15 protein-coding genes are annotated in these 16,068 nt (G+C 47.3%); 3 read left to right on the forward strand and 12 right to left on the reverse strand.

Annotated features, from left to right (window positions below):
* Positions 1-25 precede the first annotated feature (25 nt).
* Positions 26-556 carry an SRPBCC family protein gene (locus tag FHW36_RS12055; protein ID WP_145668229.1) on the forward strand — a complete coding sequence of 177 codons (531 nt, stop codon included), beginning with the start codon at positions 26-28 and terminating at the stop codon, positions 554-556.
* Positions 557-667: 111 nt separating this feature from the next.
* On the forward strand, positions 668-1,162 hold the full coding sequence (locus FHW36_RS12060; protein ID WP_145668232.1) for a DUF2911 domain-containing protein: 495 nt from the start codon (positions 668-670) through the stop codon (positions 1,160-1,162).
* A 91-nt stretch (positions 1,163-1,253) separates the two neighbouring features.
* On the opposite strand, the gene bioA is transcribed toward FHW36_RS12060, so the two are convergent.
* The 6 genes from bioA to FHW36_RS12090 form a co-directional block, all read right to left on the reverse strand.
* Complete coding sequence (gene bioA, locus FHW36_RS12065) at positions 1,254-2,537, reverse strand: adenosylmethionine--8-amino-7-oxononanoate transaminase (RefSeq protein WP_145668234.1); 1,284 nt, start codon at positions 2,535-2,537, stop codon at positions 1,254-1,256.
* Positions 2,538-2,580: 43 nt separating this feature from the next.
* On the reverse strand, positions 2,581-2,982 hold the full coding sequence (locus FHW36_RS12070) for a response regulator (RefSeq protein WP_145668237.1): 402 nt from the start codon (positions 2,980-2,982) through the stop codon (positions 2,581-2,583).
* 207 nt (positions 2,983-3,189) lie between these two features.
* On the reverse strand, positions 3,190-5,142 hold the full coding sequence (locus tag FHW36_RS12075; protein ID WP_145668240.1) for an LTA synthase family protein: 1,953 nt from the start codon (positions 5,140-5,142) through the stop codon (positions 3,190-3,192).
* Between the two features lie 47 nt (positions 5,143-5,189).
* Entirely contained in the window at positions 5,190-7,178 is a 1,989-nt protein-coding gene (locus FHW36_RS12080; RefSeq protein ID WP_145668242.1) for a TonB-dependent receptor plug domain-containing protein, read from the reverse strand.
* A gap of 80 nt (positions 7,179-7,258) precedes the next feature.
* Complete coding sequence (locus tag FHW36_RS12085) at positions 7,259-8,581, reverse strand: sensor histidine kinase (RefSeq protein WP_186452403.1); 1,323 nt, start codon at positions 8,579-8,581, stop codon at positions 7,259-7,261.
* A complete protein-coding gene (locus tag FHW36_RS12090; protein ID WP_145668249.1) occupies positions 8,556-9,227 on the reverse strand; it encodes a response regulator transcription factor in 672 nt (223 codons plus the stop codon). The genes FHW36_RS12085 and FHW36_RS12090 overlap by 26 nt, the downstream gene beginning before the upstream one ends.
* Positions 9,228-9,477: 250 nt before the next feature.
* Here FHW36_RS12090 and FHW36_RS12095 point away from each other — a divergent pair, with 250 nt between their 5' ends.
* Positions 9,478-9,867, forward strand: coding sequence for a hypothetical protein (locus FHW36_RS12095; RefSeq protein ID WP_145668252.1), 390 nt, complete (start codon positions 9,478-9,480; stop codon positions 9,865-9,867).
* A gap of 241 nt (positions 9,868-10,108) precedes the next feature.
* On the opposite strand, the gene FHW36_RS12100 is transcribed toward FHW36_RS12095, so the two are convergent.
* The 6 genes from FHW36_RS12100 to FHW36_RS12125 all read right to left on the reverse strand — a co-directional run bounded on the left by FHW36_RS12100 (position 10,109) and on the right by FHW36_RS12125 (position 16,017).
* A complete protein-coding gene (locus FHW36_RS12100; protein WP_222429059.1) occupies positions 10,109-11,374 on the reverse strand; it encodes a glycoside hydrolase family 71/99-like protein in 1,266 nt (421 codons plus the stop codon).
* A gap of 134 nt (positions 11,375-11,508) precedes the next feature.
* Positions 11,509-12,603, reverse strand: a complete 1,095-nt coding sequence (locus tag FHW36_RS12105; protein WP_145668257.1) for a serine hydrolase domain-containing protein — start codon at positions 12,601-12,603, stop codon at positions 11,509-11,511.
* A gap of 181 nt (positions 12,604-12,784) precedes the next feature.
* Positions 12,785-13,252 carry a hypothetical protein gene (locus tag FHW36_RS12110; protein ID WP_145668260.1) on the reverse strand — a complete coding sequence of 156 codons (468 nt, stop codon included), beginning with the start codon at positions 13,250-13,252 and terminating at the stop codon, positions 12,785-12,787.
* Positions 13,253-13,311: 59 nt separating this feature from the next.
* Entirely contained in the window at positions 13,312-14,307 is a 996-nt protein-coding gene (locus FHW36_RS12115; protein WP_145668263.1) for a hypothetical protein, read from the reverse strand.
* 273 nt (positions 14,308-14,580) lie between these two features.
* Positions 14,581-15,378, reverse strand: a complete 798-nt coding sequence (locus FHW36_RS12120; protein WP_145668265.1) for a PhzF family phenazine biosynthesis protein — start codon at positions 15,376-15,378, stop codon at positions 14,581-14,583.
* 54 nt (positions 15,379-15,432) lie between these two features.
* Positions 15,433-16,017 (reverse strand): TetR/AcrR family transcriptional regulator, encoded by a 585-nt coding sequence (locus FHW36_RS12125; RefSeq protein ID WP_145668268.1) that lies wholly within the window; start codon positions 16,015-16,017, stop codon positions 15,433-15,435.
* Positions 16,018-16,068 lie beyond the last annotated feature (51 nt).

Genomic DNA, 16,068 nt, shown 5'->3' on the forward strand with positions numbered 1-16,068 from the left:
CCTTCAATGATAATATATTTTTTCTATGCGTCTTTTTAAGTTATTGGTGATCGGTGTGATCATTTTATGTGGATTGAGTTTCTTACTATCCCTGTTATTCCCTTCCACTGCGGTGGTAGAGCGTACGGGGGTTATTAATGCGCCTATTGACACGGTATACGCTCATGTGAGCAACCTGCGGGCCTGGGATGGCTGGAATCCATGGACCCGGCCCGATAGCACGGCTACCCTTGTATATTCCGATCCGGCAGCCGGTACCGGCGCCTGGTACAGCTGGGAAGGAAAGCTAAACAGCGGTAAAGTGACCATACTAGATAGCGCGCCAGGCAAAGGAGTACACTACTTATTGGATATCAAAGGGGTGCGCCCGGTAAACAGTGGAATAGAACTAAAGCCCACCGCCGATGGTAAAGGCACGGCGATATTCTGGCACCAGGAAATAAAACTGGGATTACTGCCCTGGTGGAAGCTCCGCGGCTTCGTGGCCGATAAAATCTACGGACCTGTGATGGAAAGCGGGCTGACGAAGCTCAGCCAGGTTTGTGAGCACCGTTAAATATGGATTTATTTTACCATTGATCCAATAGTTTTGTTGCTGATGGATAGAATAGTTTAAATTGTTAAGCTAACTCAAAACAATCATCTCATTCCAGAAAAAACTTAGCAAATGAAACATTTCTTTTTGGCAACCTTATTTTTGGCCGTTACCAGCCTCGTTTTTGCCCAGGAAAAACCACCTAAAAGCCCACATGTAACTGTAGAGGCCAACGGTATCAAAGTAGTATATGGACAGCCCTCCAAAAGAGGCCGTGTTATCTTTGGCACGCTGGAGCCATTCGGTAAAGTATGGCGTACCGGCGCTGACCAGGCTACCGAAATTACCTTCTCCAAAGATGTTGTTTTTGGCGGAAAGCCAGTAAAGGCAGGCACTTACACTTTCTTCTCCATTCCTGATCCTAAAACATGGACAGTAATCCTGAACGGTAAACTGGGACAATGGGGCGCTTACGATTACGAAAAGAATAAAGGCGAAGATGTAGTAGCCGTGAAAGTTAAGCGGGAAGCATTATCTACTCCTGCTGAAAAGTTGACTTTCACTTTACCCGGAAACGCGGTGGTGTTCGAATGGGATGACACCAGGATCAGCGTACCGATTAAATAAGCATAAAGCACAAAGCAAAAAGCTATTGTGGAGATTGATTTAAGCGATTTTTTAATACTCGCTAAGTTCTTCTCCATAATAGCTTTTTGCTTTATGCTTTCAGCTTTTTCAGCAGCTCGCGGATGCTCTGATACACCTGTTCCAGCTGTTCATTGGTAATACAATAGGGAGGAAGGATGTAGAGGGTATTGCCCAGCGGACGAAGCATAATCCTCCTGGCCCGGAAGAAGCGATGTAATTCATCTGCCAATGAATTCGTATAACCGTCGGCGTTAGTAGTGCTGATTTCAAACGCCAGGATAGTACCCAGCAACCTGGGATGTTTTACGACGGCTATTGGTTGCAGCTCCTGTAAAAAAGCCTGGTGCTTTTCGTGTATACGCTGGCGATTGGCGGCACAGGCGGGATCCATAAAAAGGTCCATACTGGCCAGGGCGGCAGTACAGGCCAGTGGATTGGCCGTAAAGGAATGCCCGTGAAACAACGTTTTTAATTTGTCGTTCGACAAAAAAGCTTCGTAGATGGCAGCAGTACTGGTAGTAACGCCCAGCGCCATCGTGCCCCCTGTCAGCCCCTTGGAGAGACAAATCATATCCGGCATTGTTTGCAGATATTCCATAGCGAAATTCTTTCCGGTTCTGCCAAAACCGGTCATCACCTCGTCTGCAATCAGTAAGATATTCCTGGATTTACAGTATTGCAGCAACTGATCAAAGGCATCGGCCTCATACATGATCATGCCGCCGGAGCCTTGCAGCAGCGGTTCAAATACAAAGGCGGCTATATCCTCCGGTTGTAAAGCATCTATGGTAGCAATGAGTTGAGAGAGATTAGCTGCATTGGGCACATCGATGAAATATACATCAAACAGGAGGTCATCGAATACGCGGGTGAACACACTTCTACCGCTAACGCTCATGGCGCCAAAAGTATCGCCGTGGTAGGCATTGTTAAACGCCAGTATTTTGCGTTTGCGAATACCCTGGTTGTCCCAATACTGTATGGCCATTTTGAGAGCTACCTCGATGGCAGTAGAGCCATTGTCTGAATAGAAAACGCGACGCTGGTTACCGGGCAATACCTGGAGCAGACGTTCTGCCAGGTTCACCGCCGGGGGATGTGTATACCCCGCAAAAATGCAATGTTCCAGTTGCAACGCCTGGGCAGCCAGGTGTTGTGCAATATGTGGATGCGCATGACCGTGTATGTTCACCCACCAGCTGGAAGTGGCATCTATATAGCTTTGATCGTTTTCGTCGAAAAGAAGGGCGCCTTGTCCGCGTACCATGCCGATAGGCGCGGGGGCCGTCTGCATTTGTGTATAAGGGTGCCAGATCACGTCGAGGTCGCGGGCCGACAAAGATTTCGTTTGCATAGTTGCCTGCTTTTGTGCAGGCGCGAAGTTAGTACAAAAGGGTTTATACCGGTCTATGCTGTGCAAGTATGTCCAGCAGCGCTTCTGCTGCATAAGGTTTAGGCAGAATATCTTTTATCTGTAAGGCTGCCAGGCGCGTGGATACCTCTGGTAGTATATCGGCCGTTACCACCACAATGAACGCATCGGGCTGCAGGCGCCGTATATGCGGAATAGTATCGTATCCATTCATCTCAGGCATGTGCAGGTCGAGGATAATACCATCGAAAGCAGCGCTTTGTATTGTAGACAGCGCCTCTCGCCCATTGCTGGCGGTTGTAATAATGGCGCCGGTTTTTCTTAGTTGTAATTCCAGTATGCGGACATTAATGGCGTTGTCTTCCACGATCAACAACCGGATGCCATGGAGAAAATGAGGGCTGCTGGTGTTACTTTGATAGGACATGGTTCGTTTTTAGTGATGGTGCGACTCTGCCAGACGCCGTCATGCCATTTTGTTTTGGTTGCTTAACACGATCCAGCATAACTGTGCTGCTGGAATAATAAATGTAAGTATTTACCGGGGAATATGAACAGTCCAGGGGTATCCTAAAAAAAATGGCGTGCAGGTACCGCTGTGCCTGCACGCCGTTGAATATATAAAAGTGGTATGCTATTGCTTCATGCCATTGTTTTTAAACAGGTAGTAGGCAGTCTGGTAGTATGCCAGGCTGTTTTTCAGCAGGCTGCTATCCATTGGTACAGGATGTTGCTCATTTTTTGCATCGTTCCAGCTGAAGCACTGGGCCTTCTGCTGTGGGCTCAGGATCAGTAGTTTGCCCGGTTCCAGGTAGCCCAACTTTTGGTAGGTACTTACCATGGCCCGTGGCTGATAGGTGGCGTCAAGTACATTTTCTCCATAAAGTTTGCTTTTATAGGTCCAATGCAATAAGCTGAGCAAAGTAGGGTAAATATCAATCTGGGAGCACATCTGGGTAATTTCCCGGGGCGCCTGGCCAGGTACGTTATACAGGATGCAGGGAATATGATATTTGCTAATTTCAATCTCATTCTTGCCGGCGCTGCTGGCGCAGTGGTCTGCAACAAAAATGACGATTGTGTTTTTAAACCAGGGTTTGGTGCTGATCTTTTTCAAAAACTCCCCAATGGCGTAGTCGGTATATTTTACCGCTCCTTCCCGGCTGCTGCCGGAGGCAATATCAATTTTTCCAGCCGGATAGGTAAAGGGCCGGTGATTGGAGGTGGTCATGATGAAATCGTAAAATCGCTTGCCTGCGGCATATTTCTGGTCGGCGCTCTTAATGGCAGCCGTATAAATATCTTCATCGCAGATCCCCCACGCATTTTCGAACTGGATATCACTTTTCGGGATGCTGGTCCGCGTGGTAGCAATGTTGTCTTCTACCAGGTTATTGGGATTTTTATGGTCCACAATATCGTAGCCGTTGTTGCCAAAGTACTTGTTCATATTATCGAAGTAGCCATCGCCTCCATAAAAGAAGGTGCTTTCATAGCCGGCCTGTTCGAAAATATGTCCGATAGTAAAAAGGTTTTCGTTGTTTTTGCGACGTACGATGCTTTGTCCCGGTGTAGGCGGAACGGCCAGCGACAAGGCTTCCATGCCTCTCACGGTGCGGGTGCCGGTGGCATACAGGTTGGTAAACAGGATGCTTTGTTTGGCGATGCTATCCAGTACCGGTGTAATATGCTGGGTATTGCCGAAGCGGTCCATGAAGTCGGCGCTGAAGCTTTCGATGGTGACCATCATGATGTTGGGCATTTCGATGGCAGCGGTATCGGTGATATTCCGGTAAATACTGCGGCTGTTTTCCAGGTACTGGCTGCCAGGCTCCCGGAGTAGTGTGCGGAGTTGGTGGAAGTTATTGTCTTCATCTTCCATCAGGTAATATTTATCGTAGGCCAGCTCATTATTCAGGAAGGCAGATACAAAGGAATACACGCCTGCTTTGGAGAGCTCCTGCGCATAACGGTTTTTGCTTTTTTCAGCCCAGGTATTGCTGACGAGGAATACATGTAGTAGTAAAACGCCCAGCAGTAACAAAAAGGTAAGTAGTCTTTTGCCGAAGGGGGTACGCGATTGAAAGCTGTTGCGGAAGATGCCCCGGCGTGCCATACGCCAGGTGAGCAGGGCGGTAAACAGCAACACGCCACCGATCAGCAGGGGCAAAGGATACGACTCGTTGATATTCTCTATTACCTCGTAGGTATAAATCAGGTAATCTACCGCAATGAAATCAAAACGACCGGCATATTCTCCCCAGAAGGTAAACTCCGCAAAAAAGGAAAATACCAGGATCATGGTGGCCAGGAAAAAGCCAGTATAGGTAAAGATGCGGTTAAACCGGGTGTTGTTGATCCGTTGTGGCAACAGCAGGAGGTAGGCGGCATAGGCAATTGTGAAAAACAGTGCTACACCCAGGTCGTAGATAAAACCTTTACCGTAAATAGCGGGTATATCGGAAATATGAAGACCAGACTGTGGGAGGGCCCAGATTAACAATGCAGTTCTAACGAGGAAGGACAGGCTAAGGACTAAGGCGCCGAACCCGAAAAGGACGGCGTACCTGGATTTAAACGATCTCATTTGCACAGAAAATTAGGATCGCAAAGGTACGCCGTTCTCCATATTATCTATAAATTAAATTTTACAGACAGGTTGATGGTACGGCCATCGATAGGTCCCCATAGTGGGGCAAAGGTAGGGTTGCTTACCGGGCCGGTATATAGCGGTGTATTTTTACCCTGCCTGGCGTCGAAGATATTTTCCCCGTTGAGCACCACGGTAATATGCTCGCCGAATTGGCGGGATATCATCGCTGCCCAGAACCAGTAGTTCGGCGTTTTTTGATTGTTGTAATCATATTGATTGCCTACCCAGGCGTTTTCTATGCCAAAGCGCCATTTCTCTTCTATTTCATAGGCCAGGGTGCCGGCAAATTTATCCTGCGGCGCAAAGGCTACATGTGTAGCAGATGCATTATCATACTTAGACACGGTATGGTTATAACCGAGGTACAATTCCAGGTGGTCGAGGGCCATGCGCAGGTAAGTATCAGTACCCAGGCTATTTACCGCGAAGGGCATATTTTCCAGCCGAATCATTTTTTTGGCATCATCTGCTACAGGTAAGATAGGGTTTTTGATATGGGTGTAGTACAATGCCTGGTTAAGGGTGATTTCCACCTTGCCGATATTGGTCCGGTAGTTACCATCGAAGTTGATGCCCTGGCTTTTTTCTGATTTCACATCAGCCCCCAGCGGGAGGAGGTTGCGGTAGCCAATGGTTTGCGTTTGGGTGGTAAATACGGCTGGTGATTTATAGCCGGTACCTGCACTGAGGCGAATGGACAGATCTTCTATGGGTTTGTATACAAAGGCCAGGCGTGGCAGTACATACCAGCCGAATACATTGTGGTAATCGGCACGGAGCCCTGCTTCGGCCATGAACTGGTTGGTAATGTGGTAGCCGTCCTGTACAAAGGCGCCCATGGTGTTGTAGGTATAGTTATTCAGCAGTGTGCTGTCGCCTTTTGCGCGGCGGTATATTTCGCCGGTGTTGTTTAGTCCTACGACCCAATCATGGCGACCGCTTTTTTTATTGTAGGCAGCTTCCGCGTAGGTGCTGGTTTGGTTACCTATTAGGGAAAAGGTGCCTTCATCGTTTTGCAGGTGGAAGAAGCTACCCACCCCTTTCACTGTGAGCGTACCGCCGCCCAGGTTTTTACGGGTAAACTGCAGGTCTACGCTGTGGCGATTGCTGTTGTTTACTTCTGTATACTGGTGAATATTGTTGGCCTGATGTTCCAGTACTTGCATATCGCCTCCTTCGCGTTTTTCGATGGTGCCAGTATACCCCGCTATCAGCGTGCTTTGTGGGTTGATATACCAGAAAAACCGTGGGTGGAGGAGATATTGACGAACGCGGGGCACGTCGCTGAATCCGTCTTTATTTACGTCTACCGGGTTTTGGGTGGTAACGCCGGCAAACAGGGTTAAGCCAGTTTTACCATAACGTTCGGAGTAGAAAGCGTTTACGTTGGTTTCTTTGAGTGTGCTCCTGTTGGCCAATATGGTTAGTTCGGGTTTGCTGCCAGGCGTTTTGGCGATGAAGTTGATAATACCGGCAATGGCGCCACCGCCGTAGAGGGTGGATACGGAGCCTTTGATAATTTCAATTTGTTTAAGGTCCAGTGGAGGGATGGCGAGTACTCCAAAGTTGCCGCTTAATCCTTCATATACCGGCATGCCATCGCGGAGCAGCTGGGTATATTTGCCATCGAGTCCCTGCATGCGGATGGCGTTATTGCCACTAACGGCGGAGGTATTTTGAATATGTATCACGGATAAGTCGCCCAATATGCTGGCTACGTTACCCGGTTTGATACCGCTTTCTTCAATCATTTCTTCCTTACCCAGCACTTCTACTTTCATGGGTAGGTCTTCGATGCGACTGTTGTTACGGGTAGATGAAATGACTACTTCTCCCAGGTCAGATACCTTGCTAATAGTATCTTTTGAAGGTGCGGGCAGCGTGTCTTTAACGGGGACGGGCACACGATTTTGTGCGTATATGGTTCCGGTGATGCTCAGTACGATGGCTGCCAGTAAAATTCGTTTCATATGATGGCTCTGATGCTTTAATAGCGCAAAGAAAAGAATTGAATCTGGAGTAAATCTGAATATCTGTTGTTGATAACTGATTATATGCCTGCGCTGAAAGTATGCCACCCGTTTTCGTAGCTGTATTGGATTGACAGCTGGTAGGAGTCAGCAATTTTTTTTACGATAGCCAACCCTAAGCCGTTAGAGTTCGTATACACGTTATGTTGCTTTTTAAAGCGCTGGAAAAGTATGTCTGGTGGAATCTGTGGCAATTCGCTGGTATTGGAGATGCTGAAGGTTTGTGCACTGATATGGATGCGGACATTGCCATGGGGATAGTTGTACTTGATAGCATTACCGAGCAGGTTGCTCACCAGTATGTCGGTAAGCGCGGGATGCAGGGGCCAGGGTGCGGTGGCAATCATATCGGTGTGGATCTGCAGTTCTTTTTCGCGGATCAGTTCTTCAAAGAGCGACAGATATTTTTCCACCACGGTGCATAGGTCTGGCTGATCAGTAACCGGGTATTGCTGGTTTTCGATTTTTGCCAGGAGAAGGAGATTATGATTTAATCTTGATAAGCGTTGCAGTTCATCATAGCTGGTGAGGATGCCTTTGAGTTGTGTTTCGGAAAGGGAGTCGTCCTGCAGCAGCAGTTCCAGTTTGCTTTGCGCAATGGCTAATGGCGTCTGCATTTCATGGGCGGCATCTTCCGTAAGTTCTTTGATGTTGGTGTAATCCTGGTGGATGCGGGTGGTCATGTTATTAAGTGCTGCATTCAACTGGTTGAATTCGTGGGTAGCTGTATGGTCAAACACGGTGTTTTCCAGTTTGTTGAGCTGGAGCCGCTGTATTTTATCCAGGGAGGCATAAAACGGCTTCCAGATACTCTTGCTGATCAGCCAGTTGGAGAGCAAAACAAACAGGAAGAGGCCTCCAAAGGCGGCCAGCATTACATGGATAATGTTTTTTATGAGGTCATCTTTTTCGATGAGAGATTTGCGTAGTGTTAGCTGGTAATTTTTGTTATTCACGGCAATAACCTGGGTCAGTTGCCGGAAGGGGGCATACGTATCTTCCGGTTCCTGGTAAATGCTGACTCCTTTGAGTTTATGTTTGGTTTGAACCGGTTTATCGGTGGGTTGTAAATTAAATTCGGGTGTATTGATGGCGAATACAGGATTGTTGATAGTAGCTGTGTCAAGATAGCGCATCCACTGGAGTTTATCGTTGACCAGTTCTTCATCTGTTTCGTGTTTTATTTCCTTATTGAAGGTGGCATAGAGATAGAAGGCGCCTGCTGTAAAAACAGGCAGCATGATAAGCAGGAAATACACCATTGTTTTGGTCAGCAGCTTCATGGAGTGGGTATCTTTTTTCACTGTCAGGGAGATTTTAACCGAAGCGGTATCCTGTGCCATATACGGTTTTGATATAGTCTTCACCATCTGCCTCCAGCATTTTTTTACGGAGGTTTTTGATGTGGGTATAGATAAAGTCATAAGACCCGGCCTGGTCATATTCGTCGCCCCAGAGGTGTCCGGCCAGTGCGGATTTGGTGACTACCCGGTGTTGGTTGGCGATAAAATAAAGCAGTAGCTGGTATTCTTTACCGGTGAGGGTAATTGATTTGTTATGTACCAATACTGTTTTAGACGCAGGCTTGATGGTGATTTCATTGAAGTTGATGGTGGTATTGCCGTCAAATTTCTTGCGTCGTAAAATGGCATTTACGCGGGCGTTGAGTTCGGAGAGATGGAAAGGCTTGGTGAGATAGTCGTCTGCGCCGAGTTCCAGGCCTCTGAGTTTATCTTCCAGTGAATCTTTCGCAGAAATGATGATGATACCGGCTTTGGATTCCAGTATTTTCAGTTCTTTGACCACATCGAGTCCATTTCCCAGGGGAAGGCCTATGTCTGCCACAATACAATCGTAGTCAAATTCGTTGACTTTGTGGATGGCCTGGTTAAAATCTTCCGCCAGTTCACAGATATAGCCCTGGTGAGTCAGGTATTCCTGTATACTGTTTCTGAGTGCGGGTTCGTCTTCTATAATCAGCACTTTCATGGGCTAAAATTAGGGATAATTCCTAAAGGAATTCTGTAGTAGCGGTATTTGGCGGAAGCTACGCTGGAAGTGGTGTCTGGTGGCTGTTTTTGAATTCGCGTAGTTAGGTATCCATATTAGTAAAATGGATTTAGTAGCATTGTCAATGCCGGTGATTACTGACCGTTTTTTTTGATAAATGATAAAACTATGCATGGTTGAATATCGTAGATACATTACGGATAACTAAAATACTTATGGTACTTACTATATGAACACGTATTTTAAAATCGTTGCAAACCGGCTGATACCCGGTACGCTGGCAGAAGATGCAATACGGACGCGGCCTGTGCCCGACGACGACACAAAGGAGTTGATTGCTTTGATGGATCATATCCCCAATGCCCGGTCAGTGGCCACCCTGTACCGGCAAATGATGAAATCTGGCTCACTGGAGAAGCGTTTTAATACCGGTGATCCGGGCAGACGCTGGCTGGAGATAGAACAAATGATTCTGGACCGGGAGATAAGGCGTAAAGGCAATAAACGCAAGGTTATCTGGATGTTGATCATATTTATCCTGGTGGGGATTACTTCTTATTTCGGAGGTGTTTATTTGTTGACCAGGAGCCGGCATCTTGCTGTACAGGCTTTTAAATAAGCTGCTTCTACACTTTCCCTCATGAATAGTAGTGTTTGGAATGAATTGTTAGCTCCTGTAATTACTTTTCTGCCTGGGTTATTGAGCTATCGAAAACCTTGCCTCTCCCCGGTTCCATTTTCCCTCTTCTAAGCTGTTTGTATATATCGGTTTACTGATCCTGGGCCAAGAGGTTGGTGACGACATTGTATTGCCTGTTGTAAGGCTTTTCCCGGGCAGGGATGCACCTGCCCGGTGATGGTTAATTTCTTTCCGGCATCCTGATGCTGACCGGGAGCTCGTGGCGGAGCATCTTCGCGGCCTGCCCGGTTAGCCAGAGATAGTGATCCGCCGGTTTTCCATCCAGGTTGATAAAAGGAGTGGTGGCACTCGCGGGTGGCTGATCGGTGGTTTTAAAGATGGCCGTTGCTTCATTCACTTCATCGAACATGGCTACATACAGCATGGTGGCGCCGGCGCTGATAGCGGTAGTGATTTGCTGCCAGTAGAAGCGGCCGCCCTGCCGGGGAATAGAGCCGGATGGCTTTACATCGTCCGGAAACTCGTAACGGCTGAGGTTATGCCAGCTGAAGCCGGGATACACACAGGGCACATACTCCAGCTGGTGCTGACGACACCAGGCCATGTCTTCCAGTGTGTTGTCGCGGTAGCGGTCCATATCATTGTGCAGCAGGGGAGAGTAGCGTTGTACTATCCAGGGAAGCACGATATCGGCTTGTTGGATCAGGGTGTGCAGGTAGGGATCTGGTATACAATCGGCGTTGAGCGTACGCCAGGCGGTAGGTACGCCCAGCATTACGGCACAACCTCCGTATACCGGATCATTCTTGAGAAAGTCGATCAGGCGTTCCAGCCCAATATTCCGTAGTTGATAGGGACGATCCGGGAACCCGATGCCCCAGATGGCTACCACCGGTTTCCCATTCTCCTGTAAATAAGTTTTAGCGTCCGGCTGGTTGGTTACTTTCAGTTGATCTACCAGGTATTTCCAGTCGGCAATGATGGCGGAGCAGTCTTCCCCGCTGGCTTTAAGTCCCGACAGGTCATACATAACGGCTATAGCGCGGTGATATTTGGAAGCGGCGGCGAAGGCATTCTTGAGGATCACGCCGGAGCTGCTGTCGCGGTGCTTGGCATTGTTGAAGAAGCGTTGCATGAAAACGCCGTCAATGCCATACTCCTGCATCCATTTGAAATGCAGATCGGTGGTGCTTTTATCGTAAGAACTGAAGAATTTTGCCGGCTGGCCATCGGCGAGTTTAAAAGGAGTACTATAGGTTTTCTCATATTCACTAACATCAGGCCACATATCGATCCCACTGCGGGTTTCATCGCCGTAGGCAAAATGTTTGGCGCCGGAGCCATCGCCGGCGGCACGGAACCAGCCCTGGTAGCCGGCCATGATCAATCCATGATAAGTAGGGTACTGCGATTCCCGGCTGTGTTTTCGCTGGGCCAGGGCGGGTATGGTCAACAGGAAAAGGAATGCGGTTACATAACGCTTCATATGCATACTATTTGTGTATAACGGGAATGGTAAGGACATTCGCCTTGAATAAGGCTGCAAGTAAAGCAGGTGGGCCTAACGAAAGGCCTAACAAACCATTAATAAGCGAGATTAATGGCAATAAATGTTGTTTTTTACTCTTTCCAGGGGGTAGCGGGGTTGTTGACAGCCTTCCAGAGCAGACCATCCAGGTCGTTGAAAAAGCTGCTGTCGGTGCGGGTATTACAAAGCATAGCCCAGGTAAAGCCATGATGAGAGCGGATTACTTCTGAGGCGGTGCCTGGAAGGGAGCCAGAATGCCACCAGTTGTGATAGGGATTCACCGCCCACCCGAGGGCATAGCCGGGGTTGGCCGCAGAAGCAGTGGTCATCGCAGTAATAGAAGCGGGTGTCAGGATGTCGGTGGGTGCAGGAAAGCCGTCCACGTGCACCAGTAGCCTGGCCAGATCGGTGGCAGACGCAATCCATCCGCCATGAGCATCCATCCGCGAAATATTGTAGACATAAGGCTGCTCTCCATGCTGGCCGTAGTATACTACCTCGTTATTTTTTCTTTGTTCCAGCGTATTACCGCCAATTTGCATACCTGTAATGCCGCATGGTTGTAATACGGCTGTTTTTACGTATTGCTCATAGGTCATGCCTGATACTTTTTCAATGACCCGGCCCAACACACAATAGCCGAAGTTGGAGTATGCATACATCTTTCCGGGCGTATCCACCAGTGGCTGATGATCGAGTGTCCAGCTGATGAGTTGCTCGGCCGTCATTGCCGGGTGCATAAACATCGGATCGGACCCGTTGTTGGTCCAGCCGCCGGCGGTATGTTGCAGCAGTTGCCGGATAGTAATCTTTTCCAGGTTGGGGGCATAAGGTTGTTGGCCATAAGTGGTGCCCAGTACACCCTGCAGGCCGAACACAGTATTATCGAGTGATAGCTGTTTTGCTTCCACCAGTTTCAGTATAGCCGTGGCGGTGATACATTTGGAAACGCTGGCAATGCGGAACAGGCTGTTGTTATTAACGGGTATTTTGCGAAGCGTGTCAGCATATCCATAGTTGCGGGCATATACTAACTTACCATGATGGGTAATGGCGATGGCCATACCCGGTACCTGGTATTGAGTCATGAAAGCCTGGATGGTGCTGTCGATTTCCGGGATGCTTTGGGAGTTTGAGCGCAGGGACAGAAGGAGCAGGAAGGGGAGGAGTATGCGGGAGTATGTCATGGGAGGAAGGTACGGAAATATTTTGTGGGGAATAAGGCGGTTGAAGCCATCAAGGTAGTTTCAAGGCTGATTAAGTTCCTTTATGAAAGTATATTCTTTTTCCGGTATTTTTTGTAGTAAAGGTTTATCCCGGCTGCTGGTATTGAGTTTGCGGGGAATTGTTTGCAGTTTTGTACTGAGGCTAAATGCCCCGGTTATTGAAAGTAATTAGCTTCCATTTGTCTTCATTGCAGGAATATTCAAAGACTGTTGTTGATCCACCTCCGTTAGAGAAGTTATAAATGCGTTTTTTATAAGTTATATAAAAATTTACAATGTCAATTTTAAACTGATTCTTTCTTAATGTTGTAAATACTTTCCAGGCATAGATGCCTTTTGAGAGTGCTTTCCTGTTTCGAGTATCATAAATATTAATAAGTTTAAACTTACTGCTGGACGGTAGATAGTTTAATGATTGGTCTTGTTCGTTTAATAGATATAGATTGTTAAGGTAATAATCATTATGCTGTTTTTTTATTGCATCCAAATATTGGGTATACATAATACTAATGGCTGAATCTACTAGTAATTTATGTTCATCTATATTTTGTCGTGCATTTGCTTTAAAACAATAAGACAATATACTAACGATAAGAGCTATCTTCTTCATATTTTATTTCTTTGGATGTCACATGAGTGCCTACTGTCCATACTGTAACAGGAATGGACCTACTTATTCTTCTCTTTTTTTAACAATTGTATTTCCTTATTCAATTGAATAATATACAGCGTTAATTCTTCCACCTTTTGGACCAATGCCCGGTTAACTTCTCCCAGATCTACTCCTTCGGCATTTACGGTGGCGGCTGAGGGAAGTTGGGGTAGGTGTTTATGTTGGTCAATAAATTGCTCGAGGGTATCCAGTTTGGGAAGTTCATACGTTTTTTCAAATACGTAATCCGGCCAGGGACTGGCTTGCGTAACCTTTACTCTCCGGGCGCTCAGGAGTCCTTCTACAGCTAGTTTGCTGGTGCCAGGATCGGTAGTGCCGATGCCTATGTTGCCATTGGGTTTAAATACCATCCAGGGGGTGGAAACAGGTATATTTGCAGTGGTATTGCCCCCGATATAAGCGTAGATAAGGTTTTCGTTATTGGCGTACGCCCCTAAGGACACCAGTTTTCCTGTACCCAGCGTGGCGCCCTTATAGGAAATGCCAAATTCTCTTGCCCAGTTGCCGGTATTATAATCTACGTCTATATTAATTCCATATGGATAGCCATTGGGATTAGTGGCTTTGATATTTCCTCCGTTTACATCCAGCAGGGAGGATGGTGCAATGGTGCCGATGCCTACATAGCCATTGGGCTTAAATGTCATCCAGGTAGCGTTATGCGATGCATAGTTCGTGGTATTACCGCCAATGTAGGCATAATTAAATACTCCGTTGTTCATATAAGCACCAAAGGACGCCACTTTCCCCGAAGCTTTATAAGAAATACCAAATTCCCTTGCCCAGGGAGATGTAGTAGAATCCATGTCGATATTCACGCCGTAAGGATAAAAGTTAGGATTGGTTACTTTGATGTTGCCATTGTTTACATGTAACGAAGCGGATGGTGTGTTTGTTCCAATACCCACATTTCCCGTGGGAGGATAAATGTTCTGGGCTTTAACCGTTAAAGCGGCAAACAGCACAATGGCTGTGGTGATTATATATTTCATAGTAGAGCATAAATTTAAAATGATCATGTTGGTCGCACTCAGTTCCCGCAAGCTTTCTATTGGGCTTTATTGAAGAAAGGCATTCACCGTTAAAAAAGGCTGCTATTGCACTTTTGGGTATAACTGGAGTGTTGTTTTTTTCATGGGCAAAGACAGTTTTATAGTCAGTGAGTTTAACAGCAATTTTGTACAGATAATTGGGTTTTTAATAAATATACGTAGCAATAATAATAACACATTACGTAACCAATCTGCGTAACAAACCTTCGCCGTTTACGCCACAAAAATATTTCCTTCCAGGTAAGTCCTGCACGTCCCTCCAATCAGTACTTTATCCCCGGCGTCTTCGCAATAAAGTTTGCCTGTTCTGGCAGACAGCTGCAACGCCGTCATTGTTTTTTTGCCCAGCTGCTGACTCCAGAAAGGAATGAGGGAGCAATGTGCAGAGCCGGTAACTGGATCTTCGAAGATGCTGGCCTGTGGGGTAAAGAAGCGGGATACGAAATCGACTGTTTTGCCTTTGGCGGTGGCGATAATTCCGCCGGGGTCGAGATTGATCTGGTCGAGAATACTTCTGTCCGGGCGCAGGTTACGGATAATTTCTTCGTCATGATAAATCAGCAGGTAGTCTCTCGCTTTGAGCACCTCCATGGGATATACGCCCATGCCTTTTGCTATTTCAGGAGGGAGAGAAGCTGCGGTAGCCGGTCTTGCGGGGAACTGAAGCACCAGGCGTTCGTTCTGTTTATATACCATCAATATACCGCTTTGGGTGTGGAAGGTAATCTGGTGCATATCCCAGCCCAGGTGGTTCATGAGGATATGTGCACTGGCAAGAGTGGCATGTCCGCAAAGATCCATTTCTATTTCAGGGGTAAACCAGCGTAATTCATAGTGCCCCGGTTGGCCGGTGGGGACAAAAAAAGCTGTTTCGGGCAGGAAGTTTTCCGCTGCAATGAGCTGTAGTACTTCGGTGGATAGCCATGCTTCCAGGGGGCAAACGGCAGCGGGGTTTCCTTTAAATAATTCGTCTGTGAAGGCATCTACCTGGTAAATGGGTATATGTGGCATAACGAAACGTTTGATTGCTATCGCAAAGGTATTGCATTTCCCGCAGGGAAGCATTTAATCAAGTATGCTGAGTTGTGCTTCAATCAATGTGGAGAGTGATTCACTGTCGGGGTACATCCTCCGGGTAATACCCAGCCCATTCCAGTTGTTGAGCAGCAGCCGGGCCAGCAGGGCGGGCTCCTGTTTAGAAGTAAGGATGCCTTGTTGTTTGCCGCGATGCAGCGCTTCCAGGAAATTGGCTTCCAGTTCCTGCAGGTGATGGGCTGCCTGCTTCATCAGCAGCGGGTCTATATTGGATAATTCAGCGACTGCATTGCCGAAGATGCACCCTTTTTGATGTACCTTTTTGGGTTGGCGTGCGATGCTCCGGAAGAATTCCCGGATGTATTCAACAGGATCTGCGGCAGCATCGAGCTCTTTCCGGAACCGGCTCACCGCAGCCTGGTCGAACTGTTCCAGCACTTTCTCATACAGCTCTTTCTTACCACCTTTGAAGGCAAGGTAAAAACTACCTTTACCAATTCCCATGGCGGCCAGCAAATCTTCTGTGGACGTAGCTTCATAGCCCTGGCGCCAGAATACTTCCGCCGCTTTGGAAATGACTTCCTCGTTATCGAATATTTTTGGCCTGCCCGACATGTATGGTTGTTTTATCCAGCAAAGATATATTCTTTACCGGGTAGTACAAAA

Origin of the sequence: Chitinophaga polysaccharea, from assembly GCF_007829335.1 — a bacterium.
Taxonomy (GTDB): domain Bacteria; phylum Bacteroidota; class Bacteroidia; order Chitinophagales; family Chitinophagaceae; genus Chitinophaga; species Chitinophaga polysaccharea_B.